Raw genomic sequence first — 21,324 nt, forward strand, 5'->3', positions numbered from 1 at the left:
CGCCAGACCATATCGAAAATCCACCGGGACCGCACGCATGCGCAATACTACTTCGCATCCGCACAACCGAGCAGTGTTTTCAAAGCCTGTCCCATCACCTTCGCCGAATCCAGCATATCCTGCACGCCGATCCATTCGTCGGGCTGATGGGCGAGGTCCAGAACCCCCGGGCCGTAGGCGATGCAGTTCTTCAGCCGCCCGATCCGGTCGATATGTTTCTGGTCGTAGGTTCCGGGGGACACGACATAATCCGGCTCGTTGCCCAGTATGTCACGGATCGCATCGCTGACAGCCGTAACCACCGGGGCCGCGCGGTCGGTCATGCTCGGCTGCACCTCGAACATATCGCTGAGCGTGTAGTCGAAGCCATCCCGCCGCGCCGCCACCCGGTCGAGCACGTCGCGCATCTCGGCCTTTACCTGCGCGATATCCTCTTCCATCAGAAAACGCCGGTCGATGATCATGCTGGCCCGGTCCGCGACGCAGGGCGCGGGCAGGCCGGTATAGCCTTCTTCCGGCACCGGTGCGCCCCCATGGATGGAGTTGATGTTGAGCGTCGATTGCTTTGCCCCCTCGGGGATCACCGGCATCGCGGTGCGTTTCAGCGCCAGTGCGGGAAACAGGCTGGCCTCCATTTCGGCCACCACCGCGCCCATGTGCCGGATCGCGCAATCGCCCAGAAACGGCATGGAGCCGTGGGCGATGCGGCCCCGCGTCTCGACCTCGGCCCACCAGACGCCGCGATGGCCCAGACAGACACGATCCTTGTGCAGGGGCTCGGGGATGATGACATGCTGCACGCGCGCCGGATCGAACCAGCCGCGTTCGGCCAGATAGGCCACCCCGCCGAAACCACCGGATTCCTCATCCGCCGTGCCGCTGATCTCGATCGCGCCTGCGAAATCGGGATAGGTGGCGATGAACGCCTCCGCCGCGATGATCGAGGTTGCCAGCCCGCCCTTCATGTCACAGGCCCCACGGCCATAGATCCTGCCATCACGCAATTCGCCGCCGAACGGATCGACGGTCCAGCCGTGCCCGACCTCGACCACATCTGTGTGGGAGTTGAAGTGAACGCACTCCCCGGCCCGCGCCCCCTCACGCCTGGCGATGACGTTCCAGCGGGGATACCTGTCACTGTCACCCAGCGCCCCCTCGGCGCGGACCAGCGTCACGTCGAAGCCGGAGCCGGCAAGCCGGTCGCGCAGATACTCGCAAATCTCGCGGTATCCGCGGCCGGGCGGGTTCAACGTGGGCATGCGGATCAGGTCCTGCGTCAGTGCGATCAAATCCTCGCGCCGCGCCTCGATCGCCTCGTTCAAATCCATGAATACCTCCGTCCGGCACAGGTTAGACCCAGGGACAGGGTGCGGTCCAGCCGCTGTCATGGAACCCTCCAGCGCTGGAATCGCGTTTCTCCTGCATGGAACTGACAGCAGGAAGGAAGATCCCATGTCCTACGGCCGCTTTTTCGCAATGATCGCAACGTCGACGCTGGTGATGTACGGGCTGATGTACCTGAACACCTATGCCATTGATCATGTCTACTTCAGTCAGACCAGATCGTGGATGGCGCTGTACATGGGCGCCGTGATGGCGATCATCATGCTGGCGTTCATGCTGGGCATGTATTCGAACCGCAAGGTGAACATGGCGATCTTCGCCGGGTCCGCGCTGGTGTTCGCGGCATCGCTCTATCTGGTGCGCTCGCAGGATACGGTGGGTGACGTGGCGTGGATGAAGGCGATGATTCCGCACCATTCCATCGCGATCCTGACATCGGAGCGGGCGCACATCTCCGACCCCCGTGTGGCGGAACTGGCGCAGCAGATCATCGAGGCACAGCGCAAGGAGATCGACGAGATGAAATTCCTGATCGACGATCTGCAGGCGCGCTGATCCGATCATCTTATCCGATCCCCGATCCCGGGACCGTCGCGGCGGGGCCGATTGACCCGATCAGCCGGGCAAATCGCGTTGCTCAGCGAAAGGGGTTTGCACTCCGCCCCGGTTCCCCTTACCGTTTCCGTCCGAATTACCCCCGGAATGGAGTCCCGACCGATGAAAGCCAGCATCGAACGCAGCGCCCTGCTCAAGGCGATGAGCCGCGCACAATCGGTCGTCGAGCGTCGCAACACCATTCCGATCCTCGCCAACGTGCTGATCGAGGCGGACGGCGCCGACATCTCCTTCCGCGCCACCGATCTGGACATCGAGGTCGTGGACAAGGCCGCCGCCATGGTCTCGCAGGCAGGCTCCACCACCGTGGGGGCGGGCCTGCTGCACGAAATCGTGCGCAAGCTGCCCGACGGCTCCACGGTTGAGCTGCACGCCGATGCCGCAACCGGCCGGATGGAAGTCCGCGCGGGGCGCTCGCACTTCTCGCTGGCCACGTTGCCGCGTGAGGATTTCCCCGTGATGGCGTCGAGCGAGTACGACACCAACTTCTCGACCAAGGCCGCGATCCTGCGCCGCCTGTTCGACAAGGCGAAATTCGCGATCTCGACCGAGGAAACACGCTATTACCTCAACGGTATCTACCTGCATTCCGCGACCGCCCCGGCCGGCCAGATGCTGCGCGCCGTGGCCACGGACGGGCACCGCCTTGCCTGCATCGACGCCGAACTGCCCGATGGTGCGGATGCGATCCCCGGCGTGATCGTTCCGCGCAAGACCGTGACCGAAGTGCTCAAATTGCTGGCCGATGACGACGCCGACATCGCGGTGTCCGTGTCCGAGACGAAGATCCGCTTCGCCACTCCGGAAATCACTCTGACATCCAAGGTTATCGACGGCTCGTTCCCCGATTATACCCGTGTGATCCCGCAGCAGAACCAGAAGCGGATGGAGGTCGATGCCTCCGATTTCGCCAAGGCGGTGGACCGGGTTTCCACCGTCTCCTCCGAACGCTCACGCGCGGTGAAGCTCGCCCTGGATGAGGATCGCCTGATCCTGTCCGTCAACGCGCCCGATTCCGGAGCCGCGGATGAGGAACTGGCCGTCGCCTATGCGGATGAACGGCTGGAAATCGGCTTCAACGCGAAGTACCTGCTGGAAATCGCCAGTCAGGTGGACCGCGAAAACGCGGTGTTCCTGTTCAACTCCTCCGGCGATCCGACCCTGATGCGCGAAGGCAATGACGACAGCGCGATTTACGTCGTCATGCCGATGCGGGTCTGACGCGGGCCACCTTGCCTCACATCACCTCGCTTCGCCTGTCGCATTTCCGCTCGCATATCCAGACCACGATCGAGGCGGATATGCGTCCGGTGGCGATCTGGGGGGCGAACGGCGCGGGCAAGACCAATATCCTCGAAGCGATCTCCCTTCTGTCGCCCGGCAGGGGGCTGCGGCGCGCCACGGCGGACGAATTGGGCCGCAGACCTGACGACCTGGGCTGGCGGGTGCGGGCCGACATAACCGCCGATGCGGATCACCGGATCGTCACCGGGGCGACGGGGGGCGACCCGCGCACCGTGCGCATCGACGACAAGGCGACCTCGCAGGCCGCGCTCGGCCGATTGCTGCGTGTCGTCTGGCTGGTTCCCGTGATGGACCGTTTGTGGCTGGAGGGTGCGGCGGATCGCAGGCGGTTTCTGGACCGCATGACCCTCAGCTTCGACCCCGAACATGGCGACACCGTACTGCGATATGAAAAGGCGATGCGCGAACGCAACCGCCTGCTGCGCGATCAGGTCACCGATCCATCCTGGTACGCCGCCCTGGAACAGCAGATGGGTGACACCGCCGTACGGGTGACCGCCGCACGACGCGACACCATCGCACGGCTTGCGCAGGCGCAGGGAAATGCCACCACCGCCTTTCCGTCCTCCACCCTCAGCCTCACCGGGCCCGACGGTCTGCCGGAGGAGAGCGACGAGATGACCGCGCGTCTGGCCGATCACCGTCGCCGCGATCTGGCTGCCGGGCGGTCGCTGATCGGGCCGCATCGCGCCGATCTGACCGCGCTCTACGCTGCGAAGGGCGTGCCGGCCCGAAACTGTTCCACCGGGGAGCAGAAGGCCCTGCTGATTTCCCTCGTGCTCGCCAATGCACGCGCGTTGTCCGCGGATGGCAAGGGCACACCGGTCCTGCTGCTGGATGAGGTCGCGGCGCATCTCGACCCCTCGCGCCGGGGGGCGCTGTATGCGGAGATTCTGGAGCTTGGGATTCAGGCCTGGATGACCGGCACGGACGCTACGCTTTTCAGCGAGCTTAACAACCATGCGTTGAATCTGGAAGTCACCGACAGCGACGGCCACTCCACCATTACGCGCCACTGATCCGGCCTGCGTTAACCATACTTTCACCTCCCGAAGACACGGAAGGCCCCAGTATAGCCTGCGAGGCAACGGTTACTTAAAAGTTAAAATTTTAGTAAAAATGATAACAACTTATAGGATTTACTCGGATTAACCATTTGTCGATGATCTCATCATCAACTTAAGGAAGAGTAACATGACCCACTTCAAAGCCAAGCTCGCTGACCCGGCCAAGCGCCTCTCGATGCATGTCAACGTCATCCCCTCCGCCGTAACGACCCAGGCGATCGCCGCCTCGGGCGCTGATGTGGTCGTGATCGACCGGGAACATGGCGCGGTCGATTACGGCACCTGCCACGCGATGATCGCCGCAACCCAGGGAACCGAATGCGCCCCCGTCGTGCGCGTGTCGGACATCAACACGGCCGAGGTGAAGCGCGTGCTCGATCTGGGGGCCGAGGGCATCATCTTCCCGCTGGTCCGCGATGTGGAGGACGTGCGCCTTGCCGTTTCCTCGATGCGCTATCCCGGCTCAATGGGCGCGCGCGGGTTCGGACCGTTCATCGCCCATTCGCGCTGGCCGTCCGACATGATGACTTACGCGCGCACAATCGAGGATCGTCTGACCTGCGGCATTCTGATCGAAACTGTTGAGGCCGTGGCCAATATCGACGCCATCGTCGCGGAGGAAGGCATCGACTACATGATCCTCGCGGCCTTCGACCTCAGCGCGACGATGGGCATTCCGGGCCAGTTCGACCACCCGCATTTCGTCAAGGCCTGTGCCAAGGTCGAGCAGGCCGCACGTGGCGCCGGCATCCCGCTCGGGGGCATTGCCATGACGGAGCAGGACGCGGCGGAACGCTTCGCCCACGGCTACCGGATCATCGCGGGTTTCGATGTGCTGCACCTCAAGGCGAAGGTGGCGCAAACGGCAGCCTGGACCCGCCGTCCGGATTCGGTGCACACCTATGTCTCCGGCACCGCAGCGCAGCATTCGCTGACTGTTCCGCACTGAGCACGGGCGTTCACTTTCCCTAAATATCCGCGCCGCAGGCAGCCCCCCGCATCGGGGGGCTTCGCCATGTTCACACCGAAAACCGTCCGCCATATCCCCGTCGCACCGCACCCCCTGCAATTTCATGGCAAAGGCGTGACAATCCCCCCCGCAGCGGATAAAAGGAAGGCCACAATATAAGGGATTTCGGACATGGCGGACACACCCGCGAACCAGAGCGATTACGGCGCGGATTCCATCAAGGTTCTCAGAGGCTTGGAGGCCGTCCGCAAACGCCCCGGCATGTATATCGGCGACACGGACGACGGATCGGGCCTGCACCACATGGTGTACGAGGTCGTGGACAACGGCATTGATGAGGCACTGGCAGGCCATGCCGACGAGGTTCGCGTGACCTTGCATGAGGACAGCTCCGTTTCCGTCAGCGACAATGGCCGGGGAATTCCCGTCGGCTTGCATGAGGAAGAAGGCGTCTCCGCGGCCGAGGTCATCATGACCCAGCTGCATGCCGGGGGGAAGTTCGACAGCAATTCCTACAAGGTCTCGGGCGGTCTGCACGGCGTCGGCGTCTCGGTCGTCAACGCGCTCAGCGATTGGCTGGAACTGCGCATCTGGCGTGAGGGGTACGAGCATGTGGCACGGTTCGAGCATGGCGATACCGTCAAGCATCTCGAACGGCTGGCTCCGACGGACCGCACCGGAACCGAGGTTCGGTTCCTCGCCTCGACCCAGACCTTCTCGAACCTGGACTACAAGTTTGCGACGCTGGAACACCGCTTGCGCGAACTGGCGTTCCTGAACTCCGGCGTTCGCATCACCGTCCGAGATGAGCGTGAGGTCGAACCGCTTGAAACCACACTGGAATACGAGGGGGGCGTACGGGAATTCGTCCGCTACCTCGACCGTTCCAAAACAGCGATGATCCCCGATCCGATCTTCATCGTGGGGGAGAAGGACGATATCGCGGTCGAGGTCGCGATGTGGTGGAACGACAGCTATCATGAGAATGTGCTGCCCTTCACCAACAACATTCCGCAGCGCGATGGCGGCACGCATATCGCGGGCTTCCGCGGTGCGTTGACGCGGACGATCAACAGTTACGTCGCCTCCTCGGGCATCGCGAAGAAGGAAAAGGTCACGCTGACCGGTGACGACGCGCGTGAGGGGCTGACCTGCGTTCTGTCGGTCAAGGTGCCGGACCCGAAATTCTCCAGCCAGACCAAGGACAAGCTCGTCTCGTCCGAGGTGCGCCCCGCCGTCGAATCCCTGATGAACGAGAAGCTGTCCGAGTGGTTCGAGGAAAACCCGGCTGAGGCGCGCATGGTCGTCAGCAAGATCGTCGAGGCCGCCCAGGCGCGGGAGGCTGCGCGCAAGGCCCGCGAACTGACCCGCCGCAAAAGCCCGATGGATGTCAGCTACCTCGCGGGCAAGCTCAAGGATTGCTCGGAAAAGGATCCGTCCAAGACCGAACTGCTGCTGGTGGAGGGCGATTCCGCCGGTGGGTCCGCGACGCAGGGCCGTGATCGCGGCACGCAGGCCGTCCTGCCCCTGCGCGGCAAGATCCTGAACGTGGAACGCGCCCGTTTCGACCGGATGCTCGGCTCGCAGGAGATTGGCAACCTTGTGATGGCGCTCGGCACCGGCATCGGGCGTGATGAGTTCAATATCGAAAAGCTGCGCTATCACAAGATCATCATCATGACGGATGCAGACGTGGACGGCGCGCATATCCGCACGCTGCTGCTGACATTCTTCTACCGGCAGATGCCGCAACTGATCGAGAACGGTCACATCTACATCGCGCAGCCGCCGCTCTACAAGGTGGCGCGGGGCAAGTCCGAGGTATACCTCAAGGATCAGGCCGCGCTCGACGATTACCTGATTGACCAGGGTCTGAACGAGGCGACGTTGGAACTGGCTACGGGTGAGCAACGCTCCGGTGCCGATCTGGCGGAGGTCGTGCGCACCGCGCGTCAGGTGCGCAACATCGTCAACGCCTTTCCCACGCATGTGCCGCGTGTGGTGCTGGAACAGGCCGCGATCGCCGGTGCGCTGTTGCCCGAAAACATTCAGGGCGAACCGCAGGCCGCCGCCGACCGTGTGGCGGACCGTCTGAACCTGATCGCCCCCGATACGGAGCGCGGCTGGACCGGACGCCCGACACAGGACAGCGGCTTGCGGTTCTCACGCGTTCTGCGCGGCGTCGAGGAAACCCGTACTCTGGAGGGCGGGGTCTTCCGCTCGGTCGAGGGGCGGCGTCTGGCCCAGATGACCGAAGCCTTGCAGGAGATCTATTCCGGCCCTGCCAAGCTGCACCGTCGCGACAAGCACGCGACGGTCAACGCGCCCACCGAACTGCTCGACCTGGTGATCGCGGAGGGGGAGCGTGGTCTGAGTCTGCAACGGTACAAGGGTCTGGGCGAAATGAACCCCGACCAACTGTGGGAAACCACGCTGGACGCCGACGCCCGCACCCTGTTGCAGGTCAAGATCGACCATCTGGACAGCGCGGACGAAATCTTCACCAAGCTGATGGGTGACGTGGTCGAACCGCGCCGCCTGTTCATTCAGGAAAACGCCCTGAGCGTCCAGAACCTCGATTTCTGATCGGGCTTTCCGGATCAGCCATGGCGGGCTGAACATGATCGGGGCCAGGTGATCGACGCAGTCGTGTCGGTCACCTGAGACGGATTTCAGCGCCGCTCCCCCCGTGGATGTGCCAGCCAAGGCGGAACGACTTGCTCTGGCTGCGAGAACAGCGCCGGACGAAAGGAACTGACCATGACAACCCAACCTCTTGTGATCGACATCGTATCGGACGTGATGTGCCCATGGTGCATTATCGGCTATCGCCAACTGGCCCGCGCGCTGGAGGAAACCGGCGTACCGCACGAGATTCACTGGCACCCGTTCGAACTGAACCCCGAAATGCCGGCCGAGGGGCAGAACATGCGCGAACATATCGTCGAGAAATATGGCGCCACGCCCGAACAATCGGAACAGAACCGGGCGCAGATGACGGCTCTGGGCGCGCAACTCGGCTTCGACTTCCGGTTTACGGAGGAATTTCGGATGCACAATACCTTCGTCGCCCATCAATTGCTGCACTGGGCGGATCAGCAAGGTCGGAAGCACGATCTGAAGATGGCGCTGTTCACGGCGCATTTCACCGATCGGCGCAACCTGTCGGACAACACGGTGCTGGCGGACGTGGCGGGCGAAATCGGTCTGGACCGGGACGAAGCCCTCGCGGTGATGCAGGACCAGCGGTTCGCGCAGGTCGTGCGCGAACAGGAACAGTTCTGGATCAATCAGGGCATTACCGGTGTTCCCGCCGTGGTTCTGGACCGCAAGCATCTGGTGACGGGGGCGCAGGGCGTGGAAAACTACAGCGCCATCCTGCGCCAGGTGACTCAGGCAGAGGGCTGACCCCTGCCCGGCGAGGCCGCTGTTTCGCAAACAGCGGCTTTCGCGATCTCGCTTGCGGAACCGGTTAAGGCGGGCCGGGATCAGATAAATCCCTGCGGCGGTCCAGATCACTCGTACGCTATCAGCGCCACCGTACTGCGACCACCCTCATCCATTCTGCGTTAGAAACGCGCCACGACCTTGCCCGTCGCCCGCGCCTGCCGCACAAATGCAGGGAACCTGCACGTGGAGGACCTGATGAACCGTTATCCCAGAGACATGCGTGGCCACGGCCAAACCCCGCCCCGAGCGAACTGGCCCGGCGATGCGCGGATCGCCGTGCAGTTCGTCATCAATTACGAGGAAGGTGGCGAGAACAACGTTCTGCACGGTGATGCCGCCTCCGAGGCATTCCTGTCCGAAATCGTCGGCGCCACCCCATGGCCCGGGCAACGGCACTGGAACATGGAATCGGTTTACGAGTACGGCGCACGGGTCGGCTTCTGGCGCCTGCACCGGCTGTTCACCGCGATGAACGTTCCCGTCACGGTCTACGGCGTGGCAACGTCGCTGGCGCGGTCCCCCGAACAGGTCCGCGCAATGCAGGACGCTCAGTGGGAGATCGCCAGCCACGGTCTGAAATGGATCGAGTACAAGGACGCCGACCCCGAGGTCGAACGTGCCGACATGATGCAGGCGATCCGGCTGCATACCGAGGTGACGGGAACCCGGCCCAAGGGCTGGTATATCGGGCGCTGCTCCGACAACACCGTGCGTCTGGCGGCGGAGGAAGGCGGATTCGCCTATCTGGCAGATACCTATGCCGACGATGTGCCCTACTGGATGGAGTTCGACGCACATGACCAGCTGATCGTGCCCTATACGCTGGATGCCAACGACATGCGTTTCGCCACCCCGCAGGGGTTCAATTCCGGCGATCAGTTCTATTCATACCTCAAGGACAGTTTCGACTGCCTGCGCGCGGAGGGCGGGCGCATGATGTCCATCGGGCTGCACTGCCGTCTGATCGGGCGACCGGGGCGGATAATGGCTCTAAAACGGTTCATCGAATATGCCAGCGGCTTCGACGATGTGTGGTTCGCACGCCGCATCGACATCGCCGAGCACTGGATGCGCCAGCACCCCCATATCCGGCGCGAGCGTCCCAGCCAGATGGACCGGAACACCTTCGTCGCGCGCTATGGTGGTGTTTTCGAGCATTCCGCCTGGATCACCGAAGGCGCCCACGATCTGGAGCTTGGCCCCGCGCATGACAGCGCGATCGGTCTGCACAATGCACTGGCCCGCGTCTTTCGCGCCGCGACACCGCAACAGCGCCTTGGCGTTCTGACCGCTCACCCCGATCTGGCGGGCAAGCTGGCCGCCGCAAAACGTCTGACGCAGGAAAGCACGGCGGAACAGGCCAGCGCCGGTCTGGACGCGCTGACCGACGCGGAGCGGGCGGAGTTCACCGCCCTCAACGATGCCTATGTCGCGAAATTCGGCTTTCCCTTCATCATCGCCGTGCGCGACCACGACAAGGCCGGCATCCTAGCCGCCTTTCGCAGCCGCATCGACAATGACCGCGATACGGAATTCGCCACCGCCTGCACTCAGGTGGAGCGGATCGCGGAACTGCGTCTGGCCGAGATGCTGCCATGATAGTGGTGGAGCCGCTGACCCAGACAGCCTTCGCCCCGTTCGGGGACGTGCTGGAGGTGGCGGGCAAGCCGGACAAGCTGATCAATCAGGGCCTGTGCGGGCGCTACCACGACCGCGCGACCCTCGATTTCGGTGCTGGGCGCGCGGGGATCAGCCTGTTCGACGCGCAGCCACGCAGCCTGCCCCACAGGCTGGACATGATGGAGCGGCATCCGCTGGGATCGCAGGCCTTCATCCCGATGACCCACACCCCGTTTCTGGTAATCGTCGCGGCGGATGCCGGGGGGCGGCCCGATACACCCCGCGCGTTCCTGACCCAGGCTGGCCAAGGCGTGAACTATCACCGCAACACGTGGCACGGCGTGCTGACGCCGCTGCACGCCCCCGGCCTGTTCGCGGTGGTGGACCGGATCGGTGACGGTGAGAATCTGCAGGAGCACTGGTTCGACACGCCGCTGACCGTCACGGCTTAGGCGGACCTCACCAAAGCTTTCCCCGCGCCGTTACAGGCCACAGGCATTCGACGCGGCCATCGCGAATGCCGACATACCAGTCGTGCAGGTTGCAGGTGGGGTCGCAATGTCCCGGCACCAGCCGCAGTTGATCCCCGACGCGCAACATGTTGAGCGGATCGGCCAGGCCGCCATGCTCATCCGAGGGTTGGTCATAGCTGACATCCGTCCGGCCCCAGACGGTCGGCACGCCACTTTCCATCGACATGGATTTCAGACCTGCGTCGCAGGTCGCACGCCCCGGCACTGCCGTGCTCATCACCTCGGACAGCACGAACAGCGCGTGGCGAAACGGCTCCACCCCCGGACCGCCCCTTGCGCGGTAATCGGCATCCATGAAGATATACGACCCGCATTGCAGCTCGGTATAAAGCCCGCTCGACGCCTCCGCCGGATAGCTGCCGCTGCCCGCGCCGGTCACGCATGGGCAGTGAATGCCCGCTGCGTCCAAGGCGGCCAAGGCCTCCCTCACGGCGGCGGTGACGTTGCCCATCATTTCGGCGCGTTCCGTTTCCAGTGTCTGATGCTGCGCCGCGCCGTTATAGGCCTGCAAGCCGCCGAAATGCAGGTTGGGCGCGGCAAGAATGGCCCCTGCCAGACGGGCCGCGTCGTGGGGTTGCACACCGCACCGTTTCTGCCCGACCTCGATTTCGACCAGCACTGTCAACTGCGTTCCGGCGCTGTGACAGGCTCTCGACAGTTCTGCCACACCCTCCACATCATCCACGCAGACCGACATGTCGGCCTGTCCGGCCAGCCTGGCCAGCCGCGCGACCCTGGCCGCGCCGCGCACCTGGTTCGAGACCATGATATCGCACAGATCGGTGTGCGGGCCAGCGTTCAGGCCGGCGCGCACCATCGCCTCCGCCTCACTCACCTTCTGACAGCATATCCCCACGGCCCCGCCACGCGACATTTGCGCCAGCGCGATATCGACGGATTTGTGGGTCTTGGAATGCACGCGCAACCGCAGACCCGAGGCCGCGGCGATGCCGCGCATCACCTTCAGATTGTGATCGAACGCATCCATATCGACGATCAACGCGGGGGTCTGCACGTCCACCTCGGCCATGCCGATGCTGGCGGGAACGTCATAGCCCGGCTCCACTAGAGCGGCCTCAACGGCATGTGCCGGTTGACGTCCTTGTAGAGCAGATAGCGAAACCGTCCCGGCCCGCCCGCATAGCACGATTGCGGGCAGAAGGCGCGCAACCACATGTAATCCCCGGCCTCGACCTCCACCCAATCGGTGTTCAGGCGGTAGACGGCCTTGCCCTCCAGCACGTAGAGGCCGTGTTCCATCACATGTGTCTCGGCAAAGGGGATGGTGCCCCCCGGCTCGAAGTTCACGATATTGACGTGCATGTCATGGCGCAGGTCGCCCGGATCGACGAAGCGCGTCGTGGACCACGCACCGTCTGTGCCCGGCATTTCAACCGTGGTGCCGTCGGCCTCACGCGTCACGAAGGCCGCCGCAGGTTCCAGACCCACGCCCGGCACCCACAACTTGCGCAACCAGTGGAAGGTCAGCGGGCCGCTTTCCCCCTTGACCGCCCAGTCGCAGCCCGGCGGCAGATAGGCGTAGCTGCCGGGCGCGATCGCATGGTCCTGTCCCGCCACCGTCAACGTTCCCGTGCCCGCGACCACGAACAGGACACCCTGCGCGTCCCCCTCCGGCTCGGGCGTGGTGGAGCCGCCGCCATCCGCGACCTCCATGATATAATGGCTGAACGTCTCGGCGAAGCCGCTGAGCGGACGGGCCAGCACCCACAGGCGTGTGTCGTGCCAACCGGGCAGATAACTGGTAACGATATCGCGCTGCACCCCGCGCGGGATCACGGCATAGGCGGTGGTGAACATGGCGCGGTCCGTGCTCATCACGTTCTGTCCGGGCAATCCGGCGGGCGGGGTGGCGTAATCGGTCATCTGGCATCCTCGAACCACTGCGCGATCATGTCCCGCTCGGTCTGTTCCATATAGCTGACATTGGCAGGCGGCATCGCGTGGGTGACACCCGATTGCAGATAGATCTCGCGGGCGCGTGTGGCGATTTGCGCGTCCGTCTCCAGCATCACGCCCTTGGGTGCCCAGCGGATACCGTCATAGAACGGCTCCGCCGCATGGCACATGGAACAGCGGCCGCGCACGGTGTTGGCGACCGCCTCGAACTGCTCATGCTGCATGAAGCCTTGCGTCCGCGCGGGGATGGCGGCGTTCGCCTCCGCCACGAAATCGGGCTCCGTGGACAGCCACGCCATGATCAGCACCAGGATGACCGTGACGGGCCAGGTCCAAGTCGGCTTGCCCGACCGCGCGTGTTGCGAGTTGAACCAGTGCCGGATCGTGACCCCGGTCAGGAACACCAGTCCCGCGATGATCCAGTTGTATTTCGTGCCGAACGCCAGCGGATAGTGATTGCTGAGCATCAGGAAGATCACCGGCAGCGTCAGGTAGTTGTTGTGGGTCGAGCGCAGCTTGGCGATCTTGCCGTATTTCGGATCGGGCTTGCGCCCTGCCTTCAGGTCCGCGACGACGATCCGCTGGTTGGGCATGATGATGGCAAAGACGTTTGCCGTCATGATCGTGGCGGTGAACGCCCCCAGATGCAGCAGCGCCGCGCGGCCCGTGAACACCTGATCGTATCCCCACGCCATGACGACCAGCAGGCCAAACAGCAGGAGCATCAGCGTGGTCGGGCGCTCCCCCAGTTTCGACTTGCACAGGAAGTCATAGACCACCCAGCCCACGGCCAGCGATCCCGCCGATAACAGGATCGCCTGCCACGTCGCCAGATCCGCCTTGGCCGGGTCGATCAGGTACAGCTCGGACCCCGTCCAATAGACCACCGCCAGCATCGCGACGCCCGACAACCAGGTGGCGTAGCTCTCCCACTTGAACCAGGTCAGATGCTCGGGCATGGCCGAGGGGGCGACCAGATATTTCTGGATGTGGTAAAAGCCGCCGCCGTGGACCTGCCATTCCTCACCATCCGCCGGACCGTCGATATCGCGGTTCAGCCCCAGGTCGAGCGCGATAAAATAGAACGACGACCCGATCCACGCGATCGCGGTGACGACGTGCAGCCAGCGCACGCTCAACGCCAGCCAGTCCCACATGATGGCAAATTCGTACATCTCAACTGCCCCGATAGGTGGAATAGCTGAACGGACTGACCAGCAGCGGCACGTGATAATGCTCCTCGGCCCCCATGGTGAAGCGCAACGGCACCGTGTCCAGGAACCCCGTCGGCAATCCGTTCGCCGCCAGGTAATCCCCCACCGCGAATTCCAGTTCGTATTCCCCGGTGGCGAAGGCTTCGGCGGGCAGGATCTGCGCATCCGTGCGCCCGTCTGCGTTGGTGGTCACGGTGGTCAGCACCACCCGTGCGCCGCCGGTCAGGCGGGTCAGGGTGATGCGCATTCCCGCCGCGGGCACGCCGCGCGCCGTGTCCAGCACATGTGTCGTCAGATATCCGCTCATCTCATCCTCCATCGTCGCACCATATGGACACAGCCCACGCCCCGACGGAAGATGCGGCGTGGCCAAAAACTGGAGAGATCATGCGCAGCATCGTCACTGCACCCGCCGCCATCCTGTCCGCGACCGCCAAACCGATAGAGGATTTCGCAACCCCGTGGTTGTACGATCTGGTGGCGGACATGGCGCGCATCCGCCGCGCGATGGGCGGTGCCGGCATTGCCGCCCCGCAGGTGGGTGAGGGCGTGCGGTTGTTTCTGCTGGACGCCGCGCAACGCGATGGGACCGTCCTGCCGCGCCACGCGGGCATCGAACGGCTGGTGGTCGCGAACCCCTGCATCATCCACCATGAGGGGGAGCCCGTCACCGGGGCGGAGGGGTGCCTCTCCATCCCCTCGACCCTGGTGTCCGGGGGGCGCATCGACGTGCGCAGGTCGCCGCGGATCGTCTGGCGCGGATCGTCTCTGACCGGATCAGCGATCGGCGGCACGCTGGACGGTTTCGCCGCGCGGGCGTTTCAGCATGAGGTCGATCACCTCGATGGCATCCTCATCACGGATCACATCGTCGCAGGGCCGGAACGCCAGCCATAGTCCATCCGTTAGGATCACACGGGTCATATTCCGGCCCCTGAACGGAGGAATTGAGAATGAAAGATTTGAACAACTATTCGATTGCGATCCTGGCCACCAACGGGTTCGAGCAAGTCGAACTGACCGTCCCCCTCGAAAAATTCCGCGAAGCAGGCGCGACCGTGCACGTGGTCAGCCCCGAACAAGATTCGATCAAGGGCTGGGACGAGGATCACTGGGGCGACACCGTTCCGGTGGACAAGGGCCTGTCGGCCGCGAATCCCGGCGATTACGACGCACTGGTCCTGCCCGGCGGTCAGATCAATCCCGATATTCTGCGCACGAACGGCGATGCGATAAAATTCATCGAAGCCTTCGCCAAGGCTGACAAACCCGTCGCCGCGATTTGCCACGCGCCGTGGCTGCTGATCGAGGCCGGACTGGCCGAGGGGCGCATGCTGACATCCTTCCCATCCATTCGCACTGACCTGCGCAATGCGGGCGCGAATGTGGTGGACCAACCTGCCGTGACGGATCGAAATGTCATCACGTCGCGCAATCCCGACGATCTGGACGCATTCTGCGATACCATCGCGGATGCCTTGACTCGCACGGGCGGCCAAGCGACCTAAATCGGCCAAACGACTTAAAAACGAACCATACGCGGGTCGTTGCGTTTCTTGAACTGCAACGACCCGGCCTTATGCCGTGGTCACCCGACTTACAGGACGCCAGATGACACGCACCCCCCTAGCAGGACCGATCCTTTTCGCACGCGATGTTGATAGTGTGCGCTACCAGATCAGCGTGATCCTGGTGCACGAGGATGGTGGTCCCCTGCCGGAAATCGCGGCTGAGGGAGGCGATCCTGCGCAGGTCGAAATATTGTGGTCCGGGCATGGTCGCGTCATATACCGTGCCGATCTCACCCTGCCGGTTGCATCGCAAACGTCCTATCGTGTGGACGAAACCTCTTATCAGGTTTGCACCGACCTGACCGGGGACGCGAACATCGCCTATGTTTCATGCAACGGGGAGGAAGACGAGGACGCCGATTGGCCGGTGGAGCATCGCGACGCCCTGTGGTCCCGCCTCGCCCGGGATCACGAGGCCACGCCCTTCGGTCTGTTCCTGCATGGCGGCGATCAGATCTACGCCGATGATATCCTCGCCTCCCACCCCAAAATCGTCGAATGGGAAGAGGCCGAGCCCGAGGGAAAGTCCACCTTCGAGTGGACCCACGACATGCAGCAACAGGCGGAAAAACATCTGCTGAACCGCTATATCGACCTCTACGCGCACCCGGCCATCGCGCACATGCTGGCCCGTGTGCCATCCGTGATGATGTGGGACGATCACGACATCTTCGATGGATATGGCAGCCATCCCGCCCCCAAGCAGAACAGCCCGGTCGGGCAGGGTCTGTTCGAAATCGCCCAACGCATGTTCAACCTGTTCCAACGGGGCGCGGCAGACAATATCGCCCCTGTCGGCGCTGGGGTAAAGCTGGACGCGCCCGGATTTTCCGTTATCGCGCCGGATCTGCGCACCGCCCGCACGCCGGAGCGGGTGATGAACGACGCCGGATGGGAGTGGTTCGATCAGGTCATGCTCAAACGCCGTGACGGCAATCATTGCCTGGTGATGTCGTCGGTTCCCGCCCTCGGTCCCCGGCTCAGCTGGGTGGAATTCATGATCGACACCTTCTGGCCGGGCGTGAACCAGTACGAGGACGACCTGCGCGACCAGTGGCAAAGCCGCGCTCACCGCGAGGAATGGAAACGCTTCCTCGGCATCATGGTGCGGGAGGTAGAGCAGAACGATCAACCGGTGACGCTGCTCTCAGGGGAGATCCACGTGGCCACCCGCGCGACAATGAAACTGAAATCCGGCAGCGTGATCCATCAGCTCGTCTCCTCGGGGATCAGCCATACCCCGCCGGGTACGGGTTACGCCCGCACATTGGGTGCGCTGGCCATTTTCGGTGAGGATCCGCTGTCAGGCTATCCGATCACCATTCGCCCCCCTGCGGGCCAACGCAACCGCTACGTCTCGCAACGCAATTATCTGCGCATTCGCCGCCGGGGTGAGGATTGGACCGCGGAATGGGAATTCGAGGATGACGGCTCATCCCCCCCGCTGGCGCTGTCCTGAGGGGCATTTGCTTGCCGGAATAAGGAAGGCTCAGGCACGGCGGGACAGTTGTACCGCCAGAATGCCCGCCATGATGACCACCACACCCAGCATGTCTGTCAGTCCCAACGCCTCGCCTAGGATGAAACTGGCGATAGCGACACCCAGAAACGGGTTGAGGAAATGGAACGTCGCGGCCCGCGTGGCGCCTATCCGGTTCACCAGCATGAACCACGTGATCGTTGCCAGCAGGCCGGGCACCAGCGTCGTATAGGTGAATGCCACGATCAGCTGCCATTGCCAGTCGATGATCCACGATTCCGTGGCCAGGCTCAGCGGCAGCAACACGGTGGAGCCGACCAGCATCTGCAACCCCACCACCATGATGACGTTGTCCCCCGAGGATGCGCCCTGCACCAGCAATGTTGCGAGGGTCAGGGCCAGCACTGCGCACACGATGATGAGGACGCCGGTCACGTCCGCGCCTCCATCCAGCCGCGCGCCCATGATCAGCAAGACCCCGGCCAGCCCCGCGAACAGCCCCAGCGTTGCCATCGCACCCAACCGCTCCCCCCGCAACGCATTCGCGCCAGCGACCAGCAGCGGCAGCAGGCTGGCAATGATGACGGCCAGCGAGGCATCGATAACCTGCGCGGCGTAGAAGTTTCCGCCCAGATAGATCACGTTTTGCAAGACGCCAAACGCGGCCAGCGCGGCCCATTGCCTGCGGCTCAATCGCGCCCGCTGACCCATCGCCCACGCAATGCCGACCGCCAGCAGGCCCGAAATCAGGAACCGCACCCCCAAAATGGCGAAAGGCGGCGCATAGGCCACCGCCACTTTGGCCGAGGTGAACGCCGAGGACCACATCAGCGCGAAGCCGCAGCCCATCATCAAAGCTCTGAAATCCACGCGCATCACCTTTCCGTCCAGCGAGGGCTCGCTTATCACGGACGCATCAAATCGTCGTCGCCAAAATAGTGAGGGGCACAATGCAGGTACATGACGCCATCGCCGCCCGCCGGTCCACCCGGGCCTTTCTGGACAGCCCGGTGGACACCTCCCGCCTGACCCGTCTGATCGAACAGGCCGCCGGTGCGCCTTCGGGGGGGAACCTGCAACCTTGGCATGTGCATCTGCTGAACGGTGAGGGCATGACCCGGTTTCGCACCATGATGGAACCGCGGCTGGATGCTGGTCAGGTCGAAGCAACCGAATATCCAATATATCCGGAGTCCCTGAGCGAACCCTACCGCACGCGCCGTTTTGCCGTGGGGGAACAGATGTATGACCGCCTTGGCATTCCGCGCACGGACAAGGCCGCCCGCCTCGACTGGTTTCGCCGCAACTGGCGGTTCTTCGACGCCCCCGCCGGTCTGTTCCTGTTTGTGGATCGCGCGATGGGTGCGGCACAATGGTCCGATCTGGGTGGTTTCCTGCACGGCCTGATGCTGTTGCTGGTGGAGGACGGTCTGGCCTCCTGCCCGCAGGAGGCTTGGGCGATGCAACATACCGCCGTGGCCGAATTCTGCGGCGCGCCAGCCGATCATATGCTGTTTTGCGGGCTGTCGATCGGAATACCGGACCCCGACCACCCGCTCGCCACGTTTCAAACGGAACGCGCACCTCTGTCAGAATGGCTGACCCTGCATGAGTGAGAGCCCCCGCGCCGTGATTTTCGACATCGGCAATGTTCTGATCCAGTGGCGACCGGAACGTCTCTATGCGCAACTGATGCCGGCGGAGGATATGGCCCGCTTCTTTGCGGAGGTGGACCCCCACCTGATGAATGACCGCATCGACCGGGGCGCTCCGTTCCGCGATACGATCTATGCCCATGCCGACGCGCATCCCGAATGGTCTGAGATGATCCGCCTGTGGCACGATCGCTGGATCGAGATGGCCAGCCCGGTAATCGACGGCTCCGTGTCGATCCTGCGACAGCTTCGCGCATCGGGTGTGGCGTGCTATGCGCTCAGCAATTTCGGGGTCGAAAGCTTCGCCTATGCCGAAACGCATTATCCCCTGCTGGCGGAATTCGACCGCCGCTACATCTCGGGCCATATGCGTACGGCGAAACCCGATGCCGAGATCTATCAGATGGTCGAGGCGGATTGCGGTCTGTCAGGGGACCAGTTGTTCTTCACCGATGATCGGGCCGACAATATCGAGGCGGCCGCCAGCCGTGGCTGGCAGACACATCTGTTCACCGACCCCACCAGCCTGCGTGCGGCGTTGATCAAGGCAGGTTTGCCGGTTCAGTAGGCCCAGCCATAGGTCAGATAGGCCGCGTTCTTGCCCGGGTTGTCGTCATACAGACCCCCGTTCGAGATATGTGCGTAGGACAGACCCAGACGTCCCTGTCCCGCCGCGACCGACACGCCCAGCCTGCTGCGAATCTCGACCGGTCCGCCCAGTTCGGTGTCACTCGTCCCGGCCTCGTACAGACCCGGCATGATGCTCAGCGACAGTCGCACCGCATCGAAATCGCGTTGAGCGTGCAGGCCGGCGCCGGCCCAGACGTCGCCGTCGGCGTCCACCTCGAACCCTGCGCCCCATCCGTAATCGAACCCGGCAAAGGTTCCGCGCGGCGCGTCTGTCCAGACACCCTCCAGCGAAGCGGCCTCCTGTTCATCGCTGGAATACGCCCCGTCCGTTCCCAGACCGAACGTCCAGTTTTGCGCACTTGCAGCGGATGCTGCGACCGAGGTCGCAAAGCCCAGCACTGCAATAAAATGTAGTGTCTTCATGTCGTGTCCTCCGATGAATCGGAATTAGAATTGGCCCGAGGGACTTCAACGGAGAATTTCGCCGTTCCTGCGGGACTTGCACCCACGCCCTGTTCGCACTAAGCCCCCTCAATCCCCCATATTGGTGGGAGAGGTCTTCCGCGACCCTCTATAAAAAACGGAAAGGATCACTCATGTCCCGTGGATTTTTCATTGGCGTCGCCGCCATGGCCGCCGTCGTCGTTGCATCGAACATTCTGGTGCAGCACCTTCTGGGTGACTGGCTTACCTGGGGTGCGTTTACCTATCCGGTGGCGTTTCTGATCACCGATCTGACGAACCGCTTTCTGGGCCGCGATGCCGCAGGTCGCGTCGTGATCGTGGGCTTTGCCGTCGGCGTCATCTGTTCGTTGATCGCAAGCCAGATACAGGGGGAATTCGGCCCCCTGGTCACATTGCGCATCGCGCTGGGTTCGGGGATCGCGTTCATCGTGGCGCAACTGGTGGATGTGGCGATCTTCGACAGGCTGCGGGCGCGTGAATGGTGGCGGGCGCCGCTGGCCTCCACGCTGATCGGCTCCGCGCTCGACACCGCGATCTTCTTCGGCATCGCGTTTTCGGCCCTGTTCGTGTTCCTCGACCCCGGTCAGCCGAACGCCTGGGCGCGCGAGGCTGTCCCCCTGCTGGGCGTCGGACCGGTTCTGCCTTTGTGGATCAGCCTCGCCGTGGCCGACTTCGCGGTGAAGCTGTCATTGGCGGCTGTGGCGCTGATCCCGTTCCGCATCGCGGTGCGGCAGGTCGAGACTTGATTTATCCACAAGATATGGCAGGCTCCTCTCTGAACGTAACAACAGAAAGGAGGTGACCTGATGTCGAGTGAGATGCAGGAGCATGTGGTCGGGTTCAAGTGCGAGGCTGTTAGCTGAAGGGGCAGCCCCCATCAGCGTCCTTTCGCTCAGGTCAGTGACCTCCGGTCATTCGCCCCAGCTCACGAATTCAGATATGGAAGGGGGCCGCACGATGTGGCCCCTTTCTCTTTGCGGGGAAAACCGGATGATCGTCATCAATGACAAGATAACGTTGCAGGACTGGGAGCTGACGGAACAGTTCGTCCGGTCCTCCGGTCCCGGTGGCCAGAACGTCAACAAGGTCTCTACAGCGGTGGAATTGCGGTTCGAGGCGGAACGCTCCCCCAATCTGCCGGGCGACGTGAAGGCGCGCCTGCGCCGGGCCGCGGGGCGCAAATGGACGAAAGATGGCGCGCTCATCATCACCGCCGAAAAACACCGCTCGCAGGCGATGAACCGTGAGGAGGCGGAAAAGAAGCTGATCGACATGATCCGCGCCGCCCTTCATCGCCCCAAGCGGCGCATCCCGACCAAGCCGACCCGCGCCAGTCAGCGCCGCCGGATCGAGGCGAAGAAAGCGACGGGCCAGAAAAAGGCGCTGCGCGGCTCCGTCGATCCGGAGTAAACCCGCTTCCGTAATGGGGCGGGCCTCTGTCAAGGGTTTCGGGCAAGTCAAAAATCCCGGCGAAGATCTCATTCTTCT

General features: G+C 63.4%; 22 protein-coding genes. 15 read left to right on the top strand and 7 right to left on the bottom strand.

The window, feature by feature from the left end:
• Positions 1-47: 47 nt before the first annotated feature.
• A complete protein-coding gene (locus H1S03_RS14420) occupies positions 48-1,328 on the bottom strand; it encodes an acetylornithine deacetylase/succinyl-diaminopimelate desuccinylase family protein (protein ID WP_185805024.1) in 1,281 nt (426 codons plus the stop codon).
• Positions 1,329-1,452: 124 nt separating this feature from the next.
• Between H1S03_RS14420 and H1S03_RS14425 the strand changes: the two genes are divergently transcribed.
• From H1S03_RS14425 to H1S03_RS14460, 8 genes are all read left to right on the top strand, one after another.
• A complete protein-coding gene (locus H1S03_RS14425; protein ID WP_185805025.1) occupies positions 1,453-1,899 on the top strand; it encodes a DUF305 domain-containing protein in 447 nt (148 codons plus the stop codon).
• A gap of 162 nt (positions 1,900-2,061) precedes the next feature.
• Positions 2,062-3,180, top strand: coding sequence for a DNA polymerase III subunit beta (gene dnaN / locus H1S03_RS14430; RefSeq protein ID WP_166187939.1), 1,119 nt, complete (start codon positions 2,062-2,064; stop codon positions 3,178-3,180).
• Positions 3,181-3,191: 11 nt separating this feature from the next.
• Positions 3,192-4,283 (top strand): DNA replication/repair protein RecF, encoded by a 1,092-nt coding sequence (gene recF / locus H1S03_RS14435; RefSeq protein WP_185805026.1) that lies wholly within the window; start codon positions 3,192-3,194, stop codon positions 4,281-4,283.
• A 175-nt stretch (positions 4,284-4,458) separates the two neighbouring features.
• A complete protein-coding gene (locus tag H1S03_RS14440) occupies positions 4,459-5,280 on the top strand; it encodes an HpcH/HpaI aldolase family protein (protein ID WP_185805027.1) in 822 nt (273 codons plus the stop codon).
• 192 nt (positions 5,281-5,472) lie between these two features.
• Complete coding sequence (gyrB, locus tag H1S03_RS14445; RefSeq protein ID WP_185805028.1) at positions 5,473-7,887, top strand: DNA topoisomerase (ATP-hydrolyzing) subunit B; 2,415 nt, start codon at positions 5,473-5,475, stop codon at positions 7,885-7,887.
• A 174-nt stretch (positions 7,888-8,061) separates the two neighbouring features.
• Positions 8,062-8,709 (top strand): DsbA family oxidoreductase, encoded by a 648-nt coding sequence (locus tag H1S03_RS14450; RefSeq protein WP_185805029.1) that lies wholly within the window; start codon positions 8,062-8,064, stop codon positions 8,707-8,709.
• 237 nt (positions 8,710-8,946) lie between these two features.
• Entirely contained in the window at positions 8,947-10,350 is a 1,404-nt protein-coding gene (puuE, locus tag H1S03_RS14455; RefSeq protein WP_185805030.1) for an allantoinase PuuE, read from the top strand.
• A complete protein-coding gene (locus tag H1S03_RS14460) occupies positions 10,347-10,823 on the top strand; it encodes an ureidoglycolate lyase (protein ID WP_185805031.1) in 477 nt (158 codons plus the stop codon). The genes puuE and H1S03_RS14460 overlap by 4 nt, the downstream gene beginning before the upstream one ends.
• A gap of 7 nt (positions 10,824-10,830) precedes the next feature.
• On the opposite strand, the gene H1S03_RS14465 is transcribed toward H1S03_RS14460, so the two are convergent.
• Genes H1S03_RS14465 through uraH form a run of 4 tightly spaced genes read right to left on the bottom strand, consistent with a single transcriptional unit; the run spans position 10,831 to position 14,342 of the window.
• Complete coding sequence (locus H1S03_RS14465; protein WP_347339235.1) at positions 10,831-11,970, bottom strand: DSD1 family PLP-dependent enzyme; 1,140 nt, start codon at positions 11,968-11,970, stop codon at positions 10,831-10,833.
• Positions 11,970-12,788: a bifunctional allantoicase/(S)-ureidoglycine aminohydrolase gene (locus tag H1S03_RS14470; protein WP_185805032.1), complete on the bottom strand. Its 819-nt coding sequence runs from the start codon at positions 12,786-12,788 to the stop codon at positions 11,970-11,972. Before H1S03_RS14470 ends, H1S03_RS14465 begins: the two co-directional genes overlap by 1 nt.
• Positions 12,785-13,996, bottom strand: a complete 1,212-nt coding sequence (locus H1S03_RS14475) for a urate hydroxylase PuuD (RefSeq protein ID WP_185805033.1) — start codon at positions 13,994-13,996, stop codon at positions 12,785-12,787. The genes H1S03_RS14470 and H1S03_RS14475 overlap by 4 nt, the downstream gene beginning before the upstream one ends.
• A gap of 1 nt (position 13,997) precedes the next feature.
• Positions 13,998-14,342, bottom strand: coding sequence for a hydroxyisourate hydrolase (gene uraH, locus H1S03_RS14480; RefSeq protein WP_166187966.1), 345 nt, complete (start codon positions 14,340-14,342; stop codon positions 13,998-14,000).
• Between the two features lie 80 nt (positions 14,343-14,422).
• Here uraH and H1S03_RS14485 point away from each other — a divergent pair, with 80 nt between their 5' ends.
• The 3 genes from H1S03_RS14485 to H1S03_RS14495 all read left to right on the top strand — a co-directional run bounded on the left by H1S03_RS14485 (position 14,423) and on the right by H1S03_RS14495 (position 17,065).
• Complete coding sequence (locus H1S03_RS14485; RefSeq protein WP_185805034.1) at positions 14,423-14,932, top strand: peptide deformylase; 510 nt, start codon at positions 14,423-14,425, stop codon at positions 14,930-14,932.
• Between the two features lie 56 nt (positions 14,933-14,988).
• The gene (locus tag H1S03_RS14490; protein ID WP_166187971.1) at positions 14,989-15,543 is read left to right on the top strand and encodes a type 1 glutamine amidotransferase domain-containing protein; all 555 of its coding nucleotides are present in this window, start codon (positions 14,989-14,991) and stop codon (positions 15,541-15,543) included.
• A 103-nt stretch (positions 15,544-15,646) separates the two neighbouring features.
• Positions 15,647-17,065, top strand: coding sequence for an alkaline phosphatase D family protein (locus H1S03_RS14495; RefSeq protein ID WP_185805035.1), 1,419 nt, complete (start codon positions 15,647-15,649; stop codon positions 17,063-17,065).
• Between the two features lie 30 nt (positions 17,066-17,095).
• On the opposite strand, the gene H1S03_RS14500 is transcribed toward H1S03_RS14495, so the two are convergent.
• A complete protein-coding gene (locus H1S03_RS14500) occupies positions 17,096-17,956 on the bottom strand; it encodes an EamA family transporter (protein WP_185805041.1) in 861 nt (286 codons plus the stop codon).
• A gap of 80 nt (positions 17,957-18,036) precedes the next feature.
• Between H1S03_RS14500 and H1S03_RS14505 the strand changes: the two genes are divergently transcribed.
• Both H1S03_RS14505 and H1S03_RS14510 read left to right on the top strand, forming a co-directional pair.
• A complete protein-coding gene (locus H1S03_RS14505) occupies positions 18,037-18,702 on the top strand; it encodes a nitroreductase (RefSeq protein WP_185805036.1) in 666 nt (221 codons plus the stop codon).
• Entirely contained in the window at positions 18,695-19,309 is a 615-nt protein-coding gene (locus H1S03_RS14510) for an HAD family hydrolase (RefSeq protein WP_185805037.1), read from the top strand. The genes H1S03_RS14505 and H1S03_RS14510 overlap by 8 nt, the downstream gene beginning before the upstream one ends.
• Here H1S03_RS14510 and H1S03_RS14515 read toward each other — a convergent pair.
• A complete protein-coding gene (locus H1S03_RS14515; protein WP_185805038.1) occupies positions 19,303-19,794 on the bottom strand; it encodes an acyloxyacyl hydrolase in 492 nt (163 codons plus the stop codon). The two genes, H1S03_RS14510 and H1S03_RS14515, sit on opposite strands and share 7 nt — an antisense overlap.
• A 173-nt stretch (positions 19,795-19,967) precedes the next feature.
• Between H1S03_RS14515 and H1S03_RS14520 the strand changes: the two genes are divergently transcribed.
• Positions 19,968-20,582, top strand: coding sequence for a queuosine precursor transporter (locus H1S03_RS14520; RefSeq protein ID WP_166187987.1), 615 nt, complete (start codon positions 19,968-19,970; stop codon positions 20,580-20,582).
• A gap of 244 nt (positions 20,583-20,826) precedes the next feature.
• Entirely contained in the window at positions 20,827-21,246 is a 420-nt protein-coding gene (arfB, locus tag H1S03_RS14525) for an alternative ribosome rescue aminoacyl-tRNA hydrolase ArfB (RefSeq protein WP_166187992.1), read from the top strand.
• Positions 21,247-21,324: the final 78 nt, after the last annotated feature.

It is taken from the genome of Pontivivens nitratireducens (assembly GCF_014235845.1).
Taxonomy (GTDB): Bacteria; Pseudomonadota; Alphaproteobacteria; order Rhodobacterales; family Rhodobacteraceae; genus Pontivivens; species Pontivivens nitratireducens.